The sequence below is a fragment of the Ralstonia sp. 22111 genome (genome assembly GCF_052045895.1).
GTDB classification, from domain to species: Bacteria; Pseudomonadota; Gammaproteobacteria; order Burkholderiales; family Burkholderiaceae; genus Ralstonia; species Ralstonia wenshanensis.
On record NZ_JBQEPR010000008.1, the window covers coordinates 1 to 18,144 of the forward strand.

Here is an 18,144-nt window from a genome sequence, read left to right on the forward strand (position 1 = left end):
TAAGGTGTCCGTTTCGATTGACCGCTTAAGCCTAAGCACGCCGCCCCCCGCCGCCGATTAGGTTCGGGAGCTTGCCGCCACGCGCGCCTTGAAGAAGCGCATATGCTTCATCTGAGCACCTTTCGCGCGGGACGTGTACGAGCACCAGGCGGGCAAACTCGGGCAGGCCCATCAACATGGTCGAAATGCGCGCGACATATCCGGAGCCGAGCTCAAGTTTGAACCACCCCATGTCTCGCGAGTAGCGCACGGTCCTCACTTCAGACCAAGCAAAGGTGCGGCGCGCCCCGAACATTTCCCCGTAGTCCATGCCGGAGTGGGAAACACGGTGGCGGCTCAAGTAGAAGCCCAAAATCAAGGGCATCGAAGCGATGGCAAATGCGCAAAAGAGCAGCGTCGTTCCGAGAGTGCTTGTGCTGTTCTTTCCTACTGTAATGGAGACGACCGCAAGGCCAAAAAAGAAGACGGCAGACACAACCCCGATAATAAGGATTGAAGTTGGTTGAACGAGAACGCCTGCTTGATATGGCGGGCGCGCACGGGAGCGGCTGCGAGATACCCAGCCCATCACCAAAGCCATGCCCACGACCCAAACGAGCCACTTGATGGCGGAAGCCAAAACGTGAGTTGACACTAGACCTCCTCCTGAAGCCTCAATGCAGCGCTGTGTGGGAGAGTGCGGCCGAGACGCGCGCGATCGGCTTCACCGTAGCATCGGACCGTGGCGGATGCCACACTTGCGAAGTGGGGTGCAGTACTCAAACATGGAGCCTTAGGTGATATGGCAGGCTGGAAGCACTTCGCGATACTCGTCTCGTTGTTGACGTTTGGGTTCGCAAATATCTTCATTCTGTTTGGGGGGCTGGTGTACGGATACGCCCTTCGAAACGTGCTCTTTCTCGGCTCCGCCGGATTCTTTCTGGGTGCAATCGGCGCGCCAGAAATTGAGCCAAAGTTGTTTCGATTCCCACGGCTTTGGCAGATTTTCTTCTCGATGCTTGGCTGCGTTCTTGTCGCAGTACATCTTCAGGCAGGTGCGCTCGGCTATTCCATTGCCGTGGTTGTGGGCCTGGCGCTTCGCTACCTGGCGCCTTTTTGGGTTGGTCACGTTCACCTCCCATGACTCATATCGGGGCGCCGAGCGTCCGCTACTGGCCGGAAACGGACGATGGAGGTTTCGCTATCCACCGGTTGCTGTCGACTCGCAGCGGCACTAGCCGCAATGGAAAGCGGACAGTCAGAAACTAGGTAAGTGGACTGCCACACCCAAGCGGCGGAGGAAGCTGAGGTGGGTGTTCGGCAGGTTCGCCTAAGTGGATTGTTGGGCAGATTTTGCCGTCGAGCTATTTTGCGCATTATCTTGCACTGAAGATAAGCAATCCAGTGAGGATGACTAAAATTGTTACGGCTATTTTGAAGCCCAGGCTCCACGCGCCGCGAAATCCCTGAGTCGTTGTGGAAATAGTTACGGCTTTCCGAGGGATTAGCTTCCCGGTGGACTGACTAATAAAGCATACAGAAAAAAATAAAACAAATAGCGCTGAAAATAAAACCATATGATTGTAGCGCGCGGCCCATGCGAGCAATATAACAATAGCAATCAAAAGTGTCGTGACGCCAATTAAAAATCTTCTCGGAATTTTCACGAAACATAGGCCGCCGCATGCGGGGCAGCAAATGCGAGCAGGCATGAGGAGGCGGCGAAAGTAATGAATAGATTCACCGCAATGAGGACAAGCGCTCGGATTCGATGGCATCACTTTGGGGCGCAGAAGAATTTTGAAGTGGGGAAATTTCTATCTGGCGGGCATCGTGCCGCAATTCAATTTGAATAGCAAGCGAGCCATTTTTCTAATGGAAACTGAGTGCTAACAGTTATTAGATGGACGCCGGGAAATCGCCTGGGACGTCCGCTATCGCGACCAATCATCAATGGCCGGTTGTGGCCGGTAGTGGCCAGTCAAACTTCTACGAAACAACCATTCGCGCCGACTATGAGGCAGTTCGACTAGCGCGGATGGTTACAGCTCCAGCACCCAGAGGCTATCCAGTACGGCCGCTTCTCGGGGCAAGGCCGCGAATGATATCGAGGCGGTTCGCAGGGGCATCCTCCGCAAGGAAAGCAGGAATAGTGTGTGGGTCACGCTTCGGTCTCCGTAGAAAGGCGACCGGCCACTCGGTGATGCGCTCCTCACGAACATGTACGTACTTTCCAGGTTCGGGCTCGTCGATATATTCTCGTTGCAGAACGAGGGCCAGCGGCTCTTCCGCGCCGACGCTTGTGCGAAAAAACGCTTCCGCGTCTTCATAACTACCGAAAGCGTAGTAGTAATCCGACCCATCCGCCTCGTCTGGCGCACCACGTTCCGGATGACACCACACCCGATATTCAAGGACGGCGTCCCAAACGAATCCACCGCCGGCCTTGGCCCCGGCAGGATATTCGCCGACCTTTGACAAATTCAGTACAGGCGGAAAATTCACGATAGAGGTCTCGCGCAATCTGATAGTCGATAGCATGACATGTCGCCGCTATGTCAATCGCCGCTCATGGAAGTCAACCGCCGGTTGAGGTCGATCGAATTAGGGTGTCCAAATGGACGTTCAATCTATGCAGTGAAAATGCACACGTCGCGCTCGAAGTCGGCATTCAGCTTGGGGATCCCAGCTGCGCTACGAATGGATGCCACCAAGTCTACAGAAGCAGGCGCCGCGGGCGTGGCAATCCGAACATAAGCCCGCCGACTATCGTCCCAGTCGTAAACATAGAGCCCCACGGCAGCGTAGCTCTGCCAGACCTCGTTCGTTCCCCAATTTGCAACTTCGATGTGACTGCCCAATGCGTCGTGAACATCCACGGACGCGAGAGCCTCAGGCGGAACTGGGCCTTCCCCACCCGTTGCAACAAGTGCAATACGGCCCTTCTGATCGGTGCAGAACCAGTCGAACTCCCTGCCTCGGACGTCGGTCATGACAACGGCTCCCCCTTTCTTTGCGGCGTCAGCGTATCCGCACATTATCAGCAGAAACGGCGCGGCACCTCCGAGAAATGGGTACGGTCGAGCGCGTCGAGCTGGTCGGTAAGCCGCCGGTTTGCACGTAACTGCAGCCCGCCGTATACTCGGCCGGTCGCCGGAAACACCGGCACACGGGCTTGGCGGCCCGGGATACTCGGGCGCACATTAGCCGCGCTTGCTTTCACGCGCGGCTTTTTGTTTGCGCACGTCTGGCACTCCCATGGGCGGGCCGGATAGGAGGGCTTCGGCCCTGCCGGTTCCTGAGTTCCGGTCCGCCAACCTGTTCGGTTCCGCCCCACCTCGCTTGGCGGCGAGGCGGCGGTCTACTCACCGCAACTCAGGGATCTGCTATGACTGGAAATCTCAGCAGCGCGTCCGCGCTCGCCTTCACCCCAAACACCTTTAATTTCGAATCGCACGCGGTGCGCGTTGTCATGCGCGACGACGAGCCGTGGTTTGTCGCGACCGACATCTGCGACGCGCTCAACATTCAAAACGCCTCCCAAGTCATTGCCCGGCTTGATCAAGATGAACGGTCTATGTTCAACATAGGTCGTCAGGGCGCAGCCCATATCGTCAGCGAATCCGGCATGTACACCCTCGTCCTGCGCTGCCGCGACGCCATGAAACCCGGCACCGTGCCACACCGCTTCCGCAAGTGGGTCACGTCCATCGTCCTGCCGGCCATCCGCAAGACCGGCCAGTTCACGGCACAACCGTGCATCGACGCCGCGCCCGCCACCGCCCGCACACCCGCCGACCTCGCCAGCCTCTACCCCGCCGACGTCGAGCGCGCGCTGCAACTGCTCAACAAACACATCTACCAGGCAGACCGCTACACCGGCATGCTCATCGTCCTGCAGGACGACGAAGCCAAGGAACCCGTCGTCATCTCCGCCGGCAGCTATCGGCACAAGCGCGCCCGCGCGCTGACTGACTTCGCGCGGGCGTCGGTGCAGATTTCGGATTTGATTGAGGCGGGTGTGTAGAGCGGGTGGGATGGGACTCGCATCGCCGGCCGGGTTGGCGGTGGTGCGCGCGATCACCATGTCACGGGCCCGCCCCTTCAAAGGCAAAGGGTTCGATTGGCGAAAGGGACCAAGCCATGATCCTTCTGCCCAACTCGTTCAGTGACGCGGCCTCCGTTGGAACCGCAAACCGGACGGACGAAGAAGTCAGAGCATCGCCTCGCGATTCCGCCTTGAACTCAATTGCGCAATGGCCCACGCCGTCGTAGACGAACGCTCGCACTAGCAAGTAGTCAACGTACATTGGGTCCATTGAACCCAACTCCAGCTTGACTTCATCGGAGGTCGAGGTCGGGAAGCCTATTAGCGCCTGCCCGAACTCTGAGACGGCCTCTGGATAGCAGTAGGCTTCGCCCCAGGACTGGCGCTCGTTGCTCACCAAAGACACGCGCACCCGCATGAGGCCGTCATCGTCGGTCCAAACTGGCTTTATCTGTAGTTGCATTCGAAGGGGTCTAACGGCTCGACGCAGTGCCAAGGACGCTGACAAGATCCAGCGCTCATTATGGTTTTTTCAGGTTTGCCAGCGTCACGAGCTCCTGAATCACGACCCGTAGATCATCAATTAGCTTGTCAATGTCCTGCCGGTGGGCGACGAAATAGCGGCTATGGGCTGATTGGTCGCCTACATCCTTCAACCGAGGAAGCGCCGCCTTGGTGTTGCGCGTAAGATTCCAGCTCGGTTCGGCGATCAGCGCGCTAATCAGATCTCGCAGATAAAGAAAGTCGCCTTTGGGATTCTTGATTTTCCCCGCGATCCCGCGCGCCTCAAATAGCTCGATGATCAGCGTTTCAACAAGACGACGGGTCATGACCGCCGAAGCGTCATACCAACCGCCCTCATATGAGCCGTTTATCTGGTGAACAATCTTTTCCAAGTAAGGCCGCGTCCCCCTCACCAGCGAAAAATAGACCACGGGTTCGGCTGAGCTCGGCTCTCCTTCCTCTGCAGGCGGGTTTTTCTCCCGCACCGCGTCACGCAGTTGCTTCGCAACTTGGAGCGTCTTGGCAATATCCATACTCTTGCTCAGGAGCGGAAGTCCTTGAGGTGCTTCGCCATGCTTTCAAAAATCTTGTCGATTTGCTCGGGACTACTTTCAGGCGAAATATGAATCTGAACATCGATGTGCAGCTTGGGCGAAAAGGTATGGCCTTTTTCTCCTTCTGGCCGCTGCTGTGACAGAGGCGCGGCGCTCTCAAAGCCGTTGGCCACAACCGGAGCTGACGATTGGCTGCGTTTCGCCGATACAGCACTGGCCGGCGAAGGTGACGACTTAGATGCCGGCTTTCTCTTGGGATTCGTGCCTCCCTTAGCATTTTCCAGATTCGCCTCAAGCAACATCAAATACGTCGTCGCGTACATTCTTGCCGCAGCCTCGCCGACCTTCACGTCGCGCGCGAACCATGACGTAACCTTGTTGGGCTCGGCCTCCGGCGTGTGGAATAGGTCGCGAAGCTCTTGAGGATAAGTATTCTGCAAAATGATTGCGCAGACTTCGGAGTATTTCGCGTCATCGCGCCACTCGTATGCCAAGTCTGTGGGCTTGCCGCCGTCATCCACGAGCCCAAACGTCCTCAACGGCGTGATAACGTTCGAACTCGCTGAGGCGGGGCTCATATTCATCGCCGATGCCAGATAGTTTGGTGAGACTTCCGCTGGCACCTTCTGCTTGAACTTTTCACGAAGCCCAAACCAATTGTTTTTTGCGATCTTCGGATAGCTGCGCTTCTTTTCCTCTGCCACGTTACACCCCCGCTCGGTGGACGCTCATTTACCTGCCCGGCCGTGTTTGTTGTTAGACCACTGCGACCGGGCGCTCTCGATAGCGCTAAATAGTGACACAAAATAATACCGGCATGCAGGTGTAAAGAACTCGGGCACAAGTACGTCGTTTTCAGTAAGGCAGTAAGGAAGGGGGCCGGCCCGTCCGTGCATTCCCCTATTTTCGACAGCAGCCCATCACGGCAAAACACAAACACCCGCCACCTCCAGCATCCGCTCCCTCCCCTGCAAATACCTCAGTTTCTCCCCATCCCGCTCTGCCCCGGCGAAGAGATCGACAAGATCCGCTGCATCCTCTCCAGATAGCTCACATCGGCCGGGGGCTCCATCGCCCATGCCGGCGCCGGGCTGATCTTCACCTGCGCCGGCACGGGCGTCGGGCTGGCAACGGGCGCGCACTGACATCCGTACATCGCCAGCAGCAAGGGCGCGCTGCAGGCGCGTGTTTTCAGCGGTGGCACGTTGCATCTCCGAGAAATGGGTACGGTCGAGCGCGTCGAGCTGGTCGGTAAGCTGCTGGTGTTTGGCGATGCCAGCCTGCAGCGCGGTCACGACCGTATCGACGGCGGTCTGGCGCTCGATGGCGTGGTCGCGCTGGATCTGCGCGATGGCGGTTTCGTAGCGGTTGGCCTGCCAGCCCCACGCCGCTGCTGCAGCCACCGCTGCCACTGCCAGGAGCCGGACGGTTGCGAAGTTCATTGGCGTTGCCTTTTTTTTATGATGTACGTGACCCACAGCCCCGCCACCGCCAGCGCGCAATGCAGTTGCACGGTGGCGATGTCGTGGTTGGCGCCGAATGAGGCAGCCGCCGTTGACCGTGGCCGTCGCGCCGTACTGACGCGCAAGGCGGGTGATGAAGTGCATATCGTTTACGCGCGTTGACATCGGAACCGATCAGTCCATATAATCGACCGCACTTTCAAGCATGCATCGTTTGCGAAACAGATCGATGGCAAATTCGGCTGGCGTGGGTCGCCCCCGCGAATTCGAACTCGGCGATGCCGTGCGCGACGCCATGGATGTTTTTTGGGACCGCGGATATGAAGGCGCGTCCCTGCCGGATTTGATAGCCGGCACCGGCTTGTCGCGCGGCAGTCTCTACAAGGCATTTGGCGACAAGAAGACGCTGCTGCTGGCGGCGCTCGACCTGTACATGGCCGACGGGCTCAAGGCGACAGCGGACATCCTCTCGCAACCTGGCCCCGTAAAGGATGCAATTCGCGACTCGCTGCTGCGCTATGCGCGCCTGTCCGTCGGCGAAGAGGGCCGGCGCGGGTGCCTCGCAGTCGCGATGACCACCGAACTGGCCGCGCGCGACGCGGATGTCGCAGAGCGCACTGGGCGCATGTTCCGGCGCCTGCAGCAGCTCTATGCGGGCGCGATCGTCCGCGGGCAAGCGAGCGGCGAAATTTCCGAGCAGGACGAGCAGGTGCTGGCGCGTTTGCTTGTGTGCCAAGTCGAAGGCATGCGCGTGCTGGGGAAAACCGGTGTGCCAGAGCGCGACATGCTCGCGCTGGTCGACCGCACGATGCGCCTCCTCGACTAAATTTTTTTACTCAATTTGGAACTGCTTGGTTCCGTATTGGAGAGGTCCATGCTACGAAATGATCCCGTCTCACCCGACCCACGTCGCTGGGCCATGTTTTCCATCCTGCTCGTCGGCGCCTTCTTGCCACCGCTCGACTTCTTCATCATCAACGTCGCGCTGCCGTCGATCCGCACGGACCTTGGGGCCTCGTCATCGGCCGAGCAACTCGTCATTTCGTCATATGCCGGCCTGTACGCAGTGACGCTGATCACCGGCGGGCGGTTGGGCGACCTGTTCGGCCGAGGCCGCATGTTCTTTCTCGGGCTGATCGGATTTGCGACAGCCTCGATGCTATGCGGCTTTGCGAACTCGCCATGGACGCTCATCGTCGGTCGCGCGTTGCAGGGCGTGACCGCCGCGATCATGGCGCCGCAGGCGCTCGCTTCGATCCAGGCGATCTTCCCGGAAGCGGAAAAGCCGCGCGCGCTCAGCTTGTATGGCGCCGTGTTCGGCCTCGCCGCCGTGGTCGGCCAGGCGCTGGGCGGGGTCTTGATCTCGCTGAACCTGTTCAATCTGGGTTGGCGCACGATCTTCCTCGTCAACCTGCCGCTGGCAGTTCTGGTCGTGCTGTTCGGCGTTCCTCTGCTGAAGGAAACACGTGCGCAGCATGCGCGCAAGCTCGACCTCGGGGGCACCGCGCTATCGATGCTGACGCTGGGCGCGCTGATCGTGCCGCTCATCGAGGGGCGCGAAGCCGGCTGGCCCGTATGGGCATGGTTGTCGTTGATCGCGGTGCCGGTGCTCGCTGGGTTCTTCTGGCGCTACGAGCGCAGGCTAGGCAGCCGCGGAGGCGCCCCGCTGCTCGATCCGGCCGCGCTGCGTGCGCCGGGGCTGGGACGAGCCTTGCTGATCGCGCTGCTGCTATACGCGATCGGCGCATTCTTCCTGCTGTTCTCGGTGTATCTGCAGAATGCATTGCACGTTGACGCGCTGAGCGCAGGCCTCGTGTTCTTGCCGTTCGGCGTGGGGTTCCTGCTCGGGCCGTTGTCGACTCCGTTCTGTGCGCGGCTCATCGGCGCCTACGTCAACCCGTTCGGCATTGGGTTGGAGGTCGTGGGGCTCGTCAGCCTCGCATGGTTAATCGATGCTACGCCGATCGAGATGCCGCTCGCAGCCGTGCCGCTCGCCGCAGCACTGTTCATCATCGGGTTCGGGCAGGGGCTCGCGCTGCCCACGCTGATGCGCATGGTGACGGGGCGCGTCGCACCGGCGCTGTCCGGCATGATCGCCGGCATCGCCAGTTCGACCCTGCAGGTCAGCACGTCGCTCAGCGTCGCGATCATCGGCGGAATTTTCTATACGGTCCTCGGGACGCGCCAGGATCCGGCCGCCATTGCGCACGCGTTCGTCGTCGCGCTTTTCTCGATGTCGTTGTTCCTCGCCGCCGGCGCCGCGCTTGGCATCTCGCTCGCACGAGCGCCCGCCGTGCCTGGCACAAGCCGAGCGCCTCGCGCATCTAGCCCGAGTGGTACGCGCTCGTGATGGCCAGGGACAACGGCTGGGGCGTCATCAAGCCGGACTGCACTCCTGCAGCGCCGTACCGACGCCGAGACAGACACACCGATACAGAAGAGACAACCATGAGATATCGACATCCAATGACCAAGCTGTTTGCGCTCTGTAGCCTTCTGGCAATGTCCCTGCTGCTGCAGTGCGCAGCCCACGCTGCCGCACCTTTTGCACGTACCTCAGCACCAGGCTTCTACCGTTTCATGTTGGGTGGTTATGAAATCACCGCACTCAATGACGGCACACTGGACTTGCCCGTTGACCAGTTTCTAACGAACACCACATCGCAAAAGGTCAACGAAGCGCTGGCCCAGAATGACCTGCAAAGTCCGCTCGAAACGTCCTACAACGCGTTCCTCATCAATACTGGCGCCAAACTGCTTCTGGTCGATACCGGCGCAGGCAACATCTTCGGCCCGCAACTGGGGCGGCTGTCAGCCAACATGAAGACCTCCGGTTACACGCCGTCGCAGGTCGATGAAATCTACATCACGCATATGCACGCAGACCACATTGGCGGGCTGACAACGGATGGAGAGATGCGCTTTCCCAATGCGATCATCCGCATCAATCGTCGTGAACTGGATTACTGGCTGAGCGAAGCGAACATGGCCAAGGCGCCGGAGGGCAATCGCGGCGACCAAAAGGGCACCTATCGTCGCGCCATGACGATCATGGAGCCCTACATCAAAGCGGGCCGCGTACAGCCCTTTGATGGCGAGCAAGAGCTGAGCCCCGGCATCCATGCGTACCAGAGCGCCGGACATACACCCGGGCACGTGGGCTACATGATCGAGAGCCAGGGAAATCGCTTGATGGTGGTAGGCGACATCGTTCATGTCGCGGCCGTCCAGTTTGAGGATCCGACAGTTACCGTTTCGTTCGATAGCGACAGCCAGTTGGCTGAACAGGAACGCATCAAGGAATTCAACCGCATCGCCAAGGACAAGATGCTCTTCGCCGCCGCGCATGTGCCTTTTCCGGGACTGGGACGCTTGCAGCCGGATAAGCATGGCTTCCGCTGGATTCCGGTCAACTACTCGGCGGGGAAATAAGCGCCAACGCGTTTCTACCCCTTCGCGAAAACACCGCACCTCACTCGGCGCCCTGCGTTGGCATGAAATCCTGTGCCGCCTTGACCAACCATGTCCGCAGCGCCTGGAGCGGCGGATAGTCAGCGCGGCTCGTGGGCCAGGCGAGGTAGTAACGCTCCGCGCTCTCCATCTCGGGTACATGCGGCAACGCCTGCACCAGGTCGCCTTGCTGCAGCTCGTGGGTGATCAGAAAACGCGGCAGTAACGCCACGCCCAGGCCCGCAACGGCAGCTTGCGCGGCGGTGGCAAATTGGTCGAACAGCATGCCCTGGGGTTCTGCCCCTGTTACCTGATGACTGGCCAGCCAGCGCGGCCAGGCATCGGGGCGCGAGGCCAGGTGCAACAGCGGCGCGTGCAGCAGATCGCGCGGCTGCGCAAAGTCGTAGCGGGCCAGCAGCGCCGGGCTGCAAGCGGGTACGACGGTTTCGCTCATCAGCAAGGCCAGTTCTGCCCCCGGCCAGTGCGGCGTACCGAAGTGAATGGCCGCATCCACCGCTTCCAGTTGAAAGTCGAACTGCGACAGCCGCGTCGTCAAATTGATGGTGATGCCGGGGTGCTCGTCGAAAAAAGCCGGCAGGCGCGGTGCCAGCCAGCGGGTGCCGAACGTCGGCAGGATGGCCAGATTCAAGCTGCCGCCCTGCGGATTGGCTCGGAACCCAACCGTGGCGCTGGAGATGCGCATCAACGCGGCGCGTATTTCCTCCGCATACGCCTGACCCGCCGCGCTCAGGCGCACGGTCTGGCGTTCGCGCACGAACAGTTCTGCACCCAGGCGGTCTTCCAGCGCGCGGATCTGGCGACTGACGGCACTTTGCGTGAGATGCAGTTCAGCGGCGGCAGCCGTGAAGCTCTGGTGCCGCGCGGCGGCCTCAAACGCGCATAGCAGGGACATCGGCGGCAGAAAGCGGCGGGACAGGAACATGGGAGCGCAGAAATTGTGCGATGCGAAAGTCGCCAAGTCATTCTCGATTGGAATGACCTACGCCCGGATTATCGTTTGACCGGGCTTCATTGGCCACCCTAGCATCGCTTTGCCCCTGCCAAACTGAACCCAGTCATGAGTGCTTTGCATCAACCTTCGGCGTTCCACTTCGTCAACGCCAACGAAATACGCTCGCGCTTTTCGCGTGCCATGTCCGCCATGTATCGCGAGGAGGTGCCGCAGTACGGCACCCTGGTCGAGTTGGTGGCTGACATCAACGCTCGCACGCTGGACGCCCAGCCCGCACAGCGCGCGCAGATGGCGCAGTCCGGCGAGTTGGAGCGGCTGGACGTCGAGCGCCACGGCGCCATCCGCGTCGGCACGGCCGCCGAGCTGGCCACGCTGCGCCGGCTGTTTGCCGTCATGGGCATGGAACCGGTGGGCTACTACGATCTGTCGGTGGCTGGGGTGCCAGTGCATTCGACGGCGTTCCGCCCGGTGGGCGATGCCGCGTTGCTGGCCAACCCGTTCCGCGTGTTCACGTCGTTGCTGCGGCTTGAGCTGATTGCCGACGCTGCCCTGCGCGAGAAGGCCGCTGCCATCCTGGCGCGTCGGCAGATCTTTACGCCGCGCGTGCTGGAACTGATGGCCCAATGCGAAGCCGACGGCGGCCTTGCCGACGCAGATGCTGACGCGTTCGTACGCGAGGCGCTGGAGACCTTCCGCTGGCACAGCACCGCCACGGTCGACGCCGAGACGTATCGCGCGCTGCAAGCCGCCCACCGCTTGGTGGCCGACGTGGTGTGCTTCCGCGGCCCTCACATCAACCACCTCACACCACGCACGCTCGACATCGACGCCGCCCAGGCCGCGATGCCCACACGCGGCATGGACGCCAAGGATGTGGTGGAAGGTCCGCCGCGCCGCGACTGCCCCATCCTGCTGCGCCAGACCAGCTTCAAGGCACTGCAAGAAGCGGTGCGCTTTACTGACGATGCAGGCGCCCACACGGCGCGCTTTGGCGAAATCGAGCAGCGCGGCGTGGCCCTGACGCGCAAGGGTCGCGCGCTATACGACCAACTGCTCGCCGAAGTGCGCAACATGGGCAATGCCGGCAGTGCCGCACCCGACTACGGAAGCCGGTTGGCCCAGGCATTCCGCGCCTTTCCCGACAGCCATGACGTGCTGCGTGCGCAAGGGCTGGCGTTCTATCGATACACCCTCACGCCATTGGGCCAGGCACACGCCGACACCGCAGCGGCGGCCGAAGCGTCATTGGATGAACTGCTGGCCAAGGGCTGGGTGCAAGCGGACCCCATCACCTATGAAGATTTCTTGCCGGTCAGCGCGGCCGGCATCTTCCAGTCCAACCTGGGCGGCGAGGAGCAGAAGCAATATCAGGCGCACGCCGCGCAGCAGGCCTTCGAGGCCGCACTGGGCGCGCGCGTGCACGACGAAATCGCGCTGTACGAAGCGGCGCAGCAACGCTCCATCGATCAGGTGCGCGCCGTGCTGCGCGGCACGCCCGTGGTGGATGCCGTATGACCGGCCTGCACACACCAGCCGCCATGCCGGGCTTTGCCGCCCCGTTTGCAAACCCCGCCGGCTCTCCCATCCGTGAACTGTTTCCGTACCTCAGCCAGCCGGGGATGATCTCGCTGGCGGGCGGTTACCCGTCGCCCAGCCTGTTCGACGCCGAAGGGCTGGCGCACGCCACCGCCCAAGCCATGGCGGGCGACGCCCAGGCCTTGCAGTACGGCGCGACTGAAGGACTGCCTATCCTGCGCTCGGCGCTCGCGGCATTGATGGATGCGCGCGGCATCCAGGCCAGCGCTGAACAGATGATGGTCACCACAGGCTCGCAGCAAGCGTTCGACCTGCTGGTGCGTACGTTGATCGAACCGGGGGATACGGTGCTGGTGGAGGTGCCCGCCTACCCTGCCACGCTGCAAGCCTTGCGCCTGGCGCAGGCCCGCATCGTGCCCGTGCCGATGGACGAACACGGCCTGCAAACCGATGCGCTGGCCGACCTGCTGCATCAGTTGCCCGCCACGCAGCGCCCCAAGCTGCTCTACACCGTCCCGAATTTTTCCAACCCGCGCGGCACGCTGCTCGCTGCCCAGCGGCGCGAAGCCCTGGTGCAGTTGGCCTGCACGCACGGCTTTCGGGTGGTGGAAGACGATCCCTACGGCGAGCTGCGCTTTGATACGGCAGGGGGCGACGCCTCTGCCATGCCACCCACGCTGCGCGCAGTGGGTGATCGGCTTGCCGCAGGCGGCATGAACCCGGTGGTGTATCTCTCCAGCCTATCCAAGACCGTCGCGCCTGCACTGCGGATCGGCTGGATGCTGGCCGACAGCAGCCTGCTGCGCCGCTGCGCCATCGCCAAGCAGACGGTGGATTTGTGTACGTCTCCGCTGGCGCAGATGGTGGCCGCGCGCTATCTGGAAAGCGGCCGCTATCCGGCCACGGTGCGGCGCGCACGCATCGAGTATCAGCGGCGCATGCAGGCCCTGGTGCAAGGTATCGCTACGCAGTTGAATGGCTATGTGCAGTGCGCCACGCCGGCGGGCGGCATGTTTGTCTGGGCCACGTTCGCGCCGTCGATCGACCCGCAGGCGCTTTTCGAGGCCGCCGTGTCGCAGCAGGTGCTCTATGTGCCGGGCAAGGCGTTCTACCCGGACAACGCGCAACTCAACACCATGCGCCTGTCGTTTGCCGCGCCCGAGGTGCCGCAAATCGAGCAGGCCGTGCAGCGGCTGGCGGCCGCCGTGGCGCTGGCCATGCGTTGACGCCGCCTCTGATAGAGACAACCTTCATCGCAATCGCCATGACACCCGACAACCTGATTCCGGCCTTGCGCGACATCGTGGGGCCCGCCCATGTTCTGACCGGCGATGACTGCGCCGAATACGAATCCGACTGGCGCCAACGCGTGCGCGGCAAGGCGCTGTGCGTGGTGCGGCCGGGCCGCACGGCGGAGGTGGCCGCGGTCGTGCGTGCGTGCGCTCAAGCGGGTGCATCCATCGTGCCGCAGGGTGGCAATACGGGCCTGGTGGAAGGCTCGGTGCCCGATGCCAGCGGCGAGCAGATCATCGTGAGCCTGCGCCGCATGCAAGCCGTGCGCGCCATCGACACCGCCAACTTGACGATGACGGTGGAAGCCGGTTGCGTACTCCAATCGCTGCAGGACGTTGCGCGCGAAGCCGGCATGCTGTTCCCGCTGAGTCTGGGTGCGGAAGGCAGTTGCACCATCGGCGGCAATCTGGCGACCAATGCCGGCGGCACGCAGGTGCTGCGCTATGGCAATGCGCGCGAGCTGTGCCTGGGGCTCGAAGTCGTGCTGGCCGACGGGCAAATCTGGGAGAGCCTGCAAGGCCTGCGCAAGGACAACACCGGCTATGACCTGCGCAATCTGTTCATCGGCAGCGAGGGCACGCTGGGCATCATCACGGCGGCCACGCTGCGGCTGTATCCGCAACCGGCCGCGCAATTGACGGCGTGGGCCGCCGTGCCTTCGCTGCAAGCCGCCACGGCGTTGCTGGCCTTGTCGCACCGGCATCTGTCTGCGGCGCTCACGGGTTTTGAGGTCATGAGCCAGGAAGGGCTCAGGCTGGTCGACACGCATTATCCGCAGTTGCGCGTGCCGATGTGGCGCGAAACGATGTGGTGCGTGCTGCTGGAAGCGTCCGACAGTGAATCCGAAGCGCACGCCCGGGCGCAGTTTGAGCACTTGCTGGAAACCGCGATGGAAGACGGCATCGTGACCGACGCGATCATCGCCGAGAACATGCGGCAGGCGCACGACTTGTGGCACATCCGCGAGAGCATCACCCTGGCCCAGGCCGCCGAAGGTCCCAACATCAAACACGATGTCTCGGTGCCGATCTCACGCATTCCCGAGTTTGTGGCGCAGACCGATGCACAACTGCAGGCGCTTGCGCCCGGGCTGAGGCTCATCAACTTCGGGCACCTGGGCGATGGGAACCTGCACTACAACGTGCAGCCGCCAGCGGGTGCGGACGCGGCTGCGTTCGTTGCCGCGCATGAGGCTGCGATTGGCGATGCGGTGTACCAGTCCGTCCACCGCTTTGGCGGCTCGATCTCGGCTGAGCATGGCATCGGCGCGCTCAAGCGCGACCACCTTCCGCACTACAAGGCGCCGGTGGCCCTGCACTTGATGCGCACCATCAAACAGGCGCTCGACCCGAAATGCCTGCTGAACCCGGGACGCGTGCTCGAACGGCCGCCGGGTCAGATGGCGCGATAGGTATCGCTCACGGCCATCGATTGCATCGGGCGACGCAGCGTCGGATCGAACGGGTTGATCTGCGTGGTCAGGCGATTCGCTTCGCGCAGCAGCATGTCGTAGACGATGGGCAGGCGCTCGGGGCTCAGGCGGTTGGCGAGCGTGCCGACGGAAAGCGCGGCGACGACGTTGCCATTGCGATCGAACACGGGCACCGCAATGCCCGCCATGCCTTCGAGCAGCCCGTCCGTCTTGGCGCTGTAGCCGCGCTCGCGTGCCTTCCTGACCTCGGAGCGCAGATAGACCTCGTCGTAGACGCTGTAGTGCCGGATGCGCGGCAGGTTGTAGCGCAGCACCTCCTCCTGCTCGGCGTCGGGCAGGTGCGCGAGGATCACCAGCGCGCCCTGGCCGACACCGAGTTCGATGCGTCCGCCCACATCGCCGGTGAAGGTGCGAATTGGGTACTGCCCTTCCACGCGATCCAGACACACGGCGTCGAAACCCGAGCGCACCAGCAGCAGCACGGTGTCGCCCAGGCTGGCGTTCAGGCGCAAGAGCGCCGGCCGGGCGACGGAGCGCAAGTCGTTCACCGCGCCCGCCTGGGCCGCCAGGCAGAAAAGATCCAGGCTGAGCCGGTACAGCTTGTTCTGCTGATCCTGCTCGACCATGCCCTCCTGCGTCAGCCCCTGCAGCAGGCGGTGTGTGGTGGCGGGCGTCATGCCCAGCGTCTTGGCCAGGTAGGTGACGCGCACACCTTGGTGCTGCTGCTCCGCCATGGTGCGCAGGATCTGGAAAGTGCGGTGCATGGCGCTGCGCTGATGCGCATCGTCGTCGGAATCTACGGACATAAAGCTGGAATGGACTGAATTTGGTGGATCGATTGTATTCCGCCAGACGGAATAAATACGATAAAAATTCCAATCACAGCGTATACACCTAGGATTGATCGATGTTTTGGCACACCTGTTGCAATAGCATAGCCATATTGTTCAATTGGAAGAGTCTGGCGACGCCCCCGATCGCAAAGGATCACCGATGAGTTTTCTGCGCCTGAACCATGTCTCCAAGCAGTACGGCGACCTACGGGTCGTACAGGACTTCAACCTGAACGTGCACAAGGGCGAGTTTGTCTCGCTGCTGGGTCCGTCGGGCTGCGGCAAGACGACGACGCTGCAGATGATTGCGGGCTTCGCGGAGGTGACCGAGGGTTCGATCGAGCTGGACGGCAAGGACATAACCCGTGCGAAAGCCAACGCGCGCGGCCTGGGCATCGTGTTCCAGACCTACGCGCTGTTTCCGCACATGACGGTGCGCGAGAACGTGGAGTTCGGGCTGGAGATGCGCAAGTGCCCGCCGGCCGAACGCCGCGAGCGCGCCCTGCAGACGCTGGCGCTCGTGCATCTGGACAAGCACGTTGACCGCTACCCGCGCGAGCTGTCGGGCGGCCAGCGCCAGCGCGTCGCCCTGGCACGCGCGCTGGTCATCAAGCCGCCGGTGCTTCTGCTGGACGAGCCGCTGTCGAACCTGGACGCCAAGCTGCGCGAAGAGATGCAGTTCGAGCTGCGTGAGATCCAGCGCAAGGTGGGCACGACCACCATCATGGTCACCCACGACCAAGCCGAAGCCATGTCGATCAGCGACCGCGTGGTCGTCATGGAAGCCGGCCGCATCACGCAGGTGGATACGCCGCTGGCGGTGTACGAGCACCCGCGCAATGCGTTCATCTCCACCTTTGTCGGCAAGGCCAACCTGCTGCATGCGGCAGTGGTGTCCGGCGCTGACGGCGAGCTTCGTGCATCGGTCGGGTCCGTGCAACTCGCGCTGCCGCCGGGCACGCCGGTGGGCAGCAAAGTTGTGCTGGCGCTGCGCCCCGAAAAGATGACGTGCACCGCCGACGGTGGCGGCCGCTGCGAAGGCCGCGTGACCGAACGCTTCTTTCTCGGCAACCAGTGGATGTACACCGTCGACACGCCGCTTGGCGCGATGCTGGTCTCTGCCGTCAACGATGGCGACGCCCCATGCGACGTGGGCCAGACCGTCGGCGTGGATTGGCAAGACCGCTATGTGCGCGTGATCGGTACCGAGGGGGCCGCAGCATGAGCCGCAGACCGATCTGGGTGCCGTGGAGCATGACCGGCCCGGCGCTGGCGCTCTTCGGCGTGATGCTGTTCGTGCCGCTCGCGCTGAGTGTGATGCTGTCGTTCAACGCGTTCGACGCCGACAAGGGCCCGATTGCGGGCACCTTCACGTTTGCGCACTACCTGCATGTGGTGCAAGACCCGTACTACTACGAAATCTTCTGGCGCACGCTGCGCGTCTCGGCGCTCGTGACGCTGATCTGCATCCTGATCGGCGCGCCGGAGGCCTACATCCTGAGCCGGATGCGCAAACCCTGGCGCTCGATTTTCCTGCTCATCATCCTGGCGCCGCTGCTGATCTCCGTTGTGGTGCGCGCATTCGGCTGGAGCATGCTGCTCGGGCCCGAAGGCTTGGTCAACGCCGTGTTCAAGGCGGTCGGCATCGGCCCGGTCAAGCTGCTGTACAACGAGACGGCCGTGGTGATTGCGCTGGTGCACGTGATGCTGCCGTTCATGGTGATTCCTGTGTGGACCTCACTGCAAAAGCTCGACCCGTGGGTGGAAAACGCCGCGCTGTCGTTGTCCGCGTCGCACTTCACCACGTTGCGCCGCGTGGTGCTGCCGCAAGTCATGCCGGGCATTCTGTCGGGCAGCCTGATCGTGTTTGGGCTGGCGGCCAGCTCATTCGCCATTCCGGGCCTGCTCGGCGGGCGCCGCGTGAAGATGGTCGCCACGCTCATCTACGACGAATACCTGAACGAACTGAACTGGCCGCTGGGCGCAGCCATCGCGCTGATTCTGCTGGCGGCCAACCTCGTCATCATGCTGGGCTGGAACCGCATGATCGAAGGCCGCTACAAGAAGACGTTGGGCTGA

At 62.2% G+C, this 18,144-nt stretch carries 19 protein-coding genes; 10 read left to right on the top strand and 9 right to left on the bottom strand.

Annotation, left to right across the window (positions count from 1 at the left end; all coding sequences use genetic code 11):
* Positions 1-31 precede the first annotated feature (31 nt).
* From ACTJK4_RS19080 to ACTJK4_RS19095, 4 genes are all read right to left on the bottom strand, one after another.
* Positions 32-580 carry a hypothetical protein gene (locus tag ACTJK4_RS19080; RefSeq protein ID WP_440818050.1) on the bottom strand — a complete coding sequence of 183 codons (549 nt, stop codon included), beginning with the start codon at positions 578-580 and terminating at the stop codon, positions 32-34.
* Between the two features lie 192 nt (positions 581-772).
* Positions 773-1,114, bottom strand: coding sequence for a hypothetical protein (locus tag ACTJK4_RS19085; protein WP_440818049.1), 342 nt, complete (start codon positions 1,112-1,114; stop codon positions 773-775).
* A gap of 929 nt (positions 1,115-2,043) precedes the next feature.
* Positions 2,044-2,520: a GCN5 family acetyltransferase gene (locus ACTJK4_RS19090; RefSeq protein ID WP_440818672.1), complete on the bottom strand. Its 477-nt coding sequence runs from the start codon at positions 2,518-2,520 to the stop codon at positions 2,044-2,046.
* A gap of 89 nt (positions 2,521-2,609) precedes the next feature.
* A complete protein-coding gene (locus tag ACTJK4_RS19095; RefSeq protein ID WP_440818673.1) occupies positions 2,610-2,972 on the bottom strand; it encodes a hypothetical protein in 363 nt (120 codons plus the stop codon).
* 395 nt (positions 2,973-3,367) lie between these two features.
* Here ACTJK4_RS19095 and ACTJK4_RS19100 point away from each other — a divergent pair, with 395 nt between their 5' ends.
* On the top strand, positions 3,368-4,006 hold the full coding sequence (locus ACTJK4_RS19100) for a BRO-N domain-containing protein (protein ID WP_440818674.1): 639 nt from the start codon (positions 3,368-3,370) through the stop codon (positions 4,004-4,006).
* A 542-nt stretch (positions 4,007-4,548) separates the two neighbouring features.
* Here ACTJK4_RS19100 and ACTJK4_RS19105 read toward each other — a convergent pair.
* From ACTJK4_RS19105 to ACTJK4_RS19115, 3 genes are all read right to left on the bottom strand, one after another.
* Complete coding sequence (locus tag ACTJK4_RS19105) at positions 4,549-5,064, bottom strand: hypothetical protein (protein WP_440818675.1); 516 nt, start codon at positions 5,062-5,064, stop codon at positions 4,549-4,551.
* 8 nt (positions 5,065-5,072) lie between these two features.
* Positions 5,073-5,789 carry a DUF5343 domain-containing protein gene (locus ACTJK4_RS19110; protein WP_440818676.1) on the bottom strand — a complete coding sequence of 239 codons (717 nt, stop codon included), beginning with the start codon at positions 5,787-5,789 and terminating at the stop codon, positions 5,073-5,075.
* A 216-nt stretch (positions 5,790-6,005) separates the two neighbouring features.
* Positions 6,006-6,527, bottom strand: a complete 522-nt coding sequence (locus ACTJK4_RS19115; RefSeq protein ID WP_440818677.1) for a lysis system i-spanin subunit Rz — start codon at positions 6,525-6,527, stop codon at positions 6,006-6,008.
* 18 nt (positions 6,528-6,545) lie between these two features.
* Here ACTJK4_RS19115 and ACTJK4_RS19120 point away from each other — a divergent pair, with 18 nt between their 5' ends.
* From ACTJK4_RS19120 to ACTJK4_RS19135, 4 genes are all read left to right on the top strand, one after another.
* Positions 6,546-6,710 carry a hypothetical protein gene (locus tag ACTJK4_RS19120; RefSeq protein ID WP_440818678.1) on the top strand — a complete coding sequence of 55 codons (165 nt, stop codon included), beginning with the start codon at positions 6,546-6,548 and terminating at the stop codon, positions 6,708-6,710.
* A gap of 67 nt (positions 6,711-6,777) precedes the next feature.
* A complete protein-coding gene (locus tag ACTJK4_RS19125) occupies positions 6,778-7,374 on the top strand; it encodes a TetR/AcrR family transcriptional regulator (protein WP_440818679.1) in 597 nt (198 codons plus the stop codon).
* 48 nt (positions 7,375-7,422) lie between these two features.
* Positions 7,423-8,898, top strand: coding sequence for an MFS transporter (locus ACTJK4_RS19130; RefSeq protein WP_440818680.1), 1,476 nt, complete (start codon positions 7,423-7,425; stop codon positions 8,896-8,898).
* Between the two features lie 116 nt (positions 8,899-9,014).
* Positions 9,015-9,980 carry an MBL fold metallo-hydrolase gene (locus tag ACTJK4_RS19135; RefSeq protein WP_440818681.1) on the top strand — a complete coding sequence of 322 codons (966 nt, stop codon included), beginning with the start codon at positions 9,015-9,017 and terminating at the stop codon, positions 9,978-9,980.
* A gap of 40 nt (positions 9,981-10,020) precedes the next feature.
* Here the strand turns inward: ACTJK4_RS19135 and gcvA are convergent, their stop codons facing one another.
* Positions 10,021-10,941, bottom strand: coding sequence for a transcriptional regulator GcvA (gene gcvA / locus ACTJK4_RS19140; RefSeq protein ID WP_440818682.1), 921 nt, complete (start codon positions 10,939-10,941; stop codon positions 10,021-10,023).
* A gap of 135 nt (positions 10,942-11,076) precedes the next feature.
* Here gcvA and hglS point away from each other — a divergent pair, with 135 nt between their 5' ends.
* The 3 genes from hglS to ACTJK4_RS19155 are packed head-to-tail and all read left to right on the top strand — an operon-like array spanning position 11,077 to position 15,211.
* A complete protein-coding gene (hglS, locus tag ACTJK4_RS19145; RefSeq protein WP_440818683.1) occupies positions 11,077-12,486 on the top strand; it encodes a 2-oxoadipate dioxygenase/decarboxylase HglS in 1,410 nt (469 codons plus the stop codon).
* Complete coding sequence (locus tag ACTJK4_RS19150) at positions 12,483-13,733, top strand: PLP-dependent aminotransferase family protein (protein ID WP_440818684.1); 1,251 nt, start codon at positions 12,483-12,485, stop codon at positions 13,731-13,733. The genes hglS and ACTJK4_RS19150 overlap by 4 nt, the downstream gene beginning before the upstream one ends.
* A 38-nt stretch (positions 13,734-13,771) precedes the next feature.
* On the top strand, positions 13,772-15,211 hold the full coding sequence (locus ACTJK4_RS19155; protein WP_316869076.1) for an FAD-binding oxidoreductase: 1,440 nt from the start codon (positions 13,772-13,774) through the stop codon (positions 15,209-15,211).
* On the opposite strand, the gene ACTJK4_RS19160 is transcribed toward ACTJK4_RS19155, so the two are convergent.
* Positions 15,196-16,038: an IclR family transcriptional regulator gene (locus ACTJK4_RS19160; RefSeq protein ID WP_232039000.1), complete on the bottom strand. Its 843-nt coding sequence runs from the start codon at positions 16,036-16,038 to the stop codon at positions 15,196-15,198. The genes ACTJK4_RS19155 and ACTJK4_RS19160 overlap by 16 nt on opposite strands.
* 187 nt (positions 16,039-16,225) lie before the next feature.
* Here ACTJK4_RS19160 and ACTJK4_RS19165 point away from each other — a divergent pair, with 187 nt between their 5' ends.
* Positions 16,226-17,290 (top strand): ABC transporter ATP-binding protein, encoded by a 1,065-nt coding sequence (locus ACTJK4_RS19165; protein WP_440818685.1) that lies wholly within the window; start codon positions 16,226-16,228, stop codon positions 17,288-17,290.
* A complete protein-coding gene (locus ACTJK4_RS19170; protein WP_440818686.1) occupies positions 17,287-18,144 on the top strand; it encodes an ABC transporter permease in 858 nt (285 codons plus the stop codon). Before ACTJK4_RS19165 ends, ACTJK4_RS19170 begins: the two co-directional genes overlap by 4 nt.

Excerpts from the sequence above, each read along its gene's own strand:
- ACTJK4_RS19100 (WP_440818674.1), top strand. The coding sequence starts at position 3,368 with ATGACTGGAAATCTCAGCAGCGCGTCCGCGCTCGCCTTCACCCCAAAC.
- ACTJK4_RS19170 (WP_440818686.1), top strand. The coding sequence starts at position 17,287 with ATGAGCCGCAGACCGATCTGGGTGCCGTGGAGCATGACCGGCCCGGCG.
- ACTJK4_RS19120 (WP_440818678.1), top strand. The coding sequence starts at position 6,546 with ATGATGTACGTGACCCACAGCCCCGCCACCGCCAGCGCGCAATGCAGT.
- ACTJK4_RS19080 (WP_440818050.1), bottom strand. The coding sequence starts at position 580 with ATGGCTTTGGTGATGGGCTGGGTATCTCGCAGCCGCTCCCGTGCGCGC.
- hglS (WP_440818683.1), top strand. The coding sequence starts at position 11,077 with ATGAGTGCTTTGCATCAACCTTCGGCGTTCCACTTCGTCAACGCCAAC.
- ACTJK4_RS19160 (WP_232039000.1), bottom strand. The coding sequence starts at position 16,038 with ATGTCCGTAGATTCCGACGACGATGCGCATCAGCGCAGCGCCATGCAC.
- ACTJK4_RS19150 (WP_440818684.1), top strand. The coding sequence starts at position 12,483 with ATGACCGGCCTGCACACACCAGCCGCCATGCCGGGCTTTGCCGCCCCG.
- ACTJK4_RS19155 (WP_316869076.1), top strand. The coding sequence starts at position 13,772 with ATGACACCCGACAACCTGATTCCGGCCTTGCGCGACATCGTGGGGCCC.
- ACTJK4_RS19135 (WP_440818681.1), top strand. The coding sequence starts at position 9,015 with ATGACCAAGCTGTTTGCGCTCTGTAGCCTTCTGGCAATGTCCCTGCTG.
- ACTJK4_RS19115 (WP_440818677.1), bottom strand. The coding sequence starts at position 6,527 with ATGAACTTCGCAACCGTCCGGCTCCTGGCAGTGGCAGCGGTGGCTGCA.
- ACTJK4_RS19105 (WP_440818675.1), bottom strand. The coding sequence starts at position 5,064 with ATGGATATTGCCAAGACGCTCCAAGTTGCGAAGCAACTGCGTGACGCG.
- ACTJK4_RS19165 (WP_440818685.1), top strand. The coding sequence starts at position 16,226 with ATGAGTTTTCTGCGCCTGAACCATGTCTCCAAGCAGTACGGCGACCTA.
- ACTJK4_RS19130 (WP_440818680.1), top strand. The coding sequence starts at position 7,423 with ATGCTACGAAATGATCCCGTCTCACCCGACCCACGTCGCTGGGCCATG.
- ACTJK4_RS19125 (WP_440818679.1), top strand. The coding sequence starts at position 6,778 with ATGGCAAATTCGGCTGGCGTGGGTCGCCCCCGCGAATTCGAACTCGGC.
- ACTJK4_RS19095 (WP_440818673.1), bottom strand. The coding sequence starts at position 2,972 with ATGACCGACGTCCGAGGCAGGGAGTTCGACTGGTTCTGCACCGATCAG.
- ACTJK4_RS19090 (WP_440818672.1), bottom strand. The coding sequence starts at position 2,520 with ATGCTATCGACTATCAGATTGCGCGAGACCTCTATCGTGAATTTTCCG.
- gcvA (WP_440818682.1), bottom strand. The coding sequence starts at position 10,941 with ATGTTCCTGTCCCGCCGCTTTCTGCCGCCGATGTCCCTGCTATGCGCG.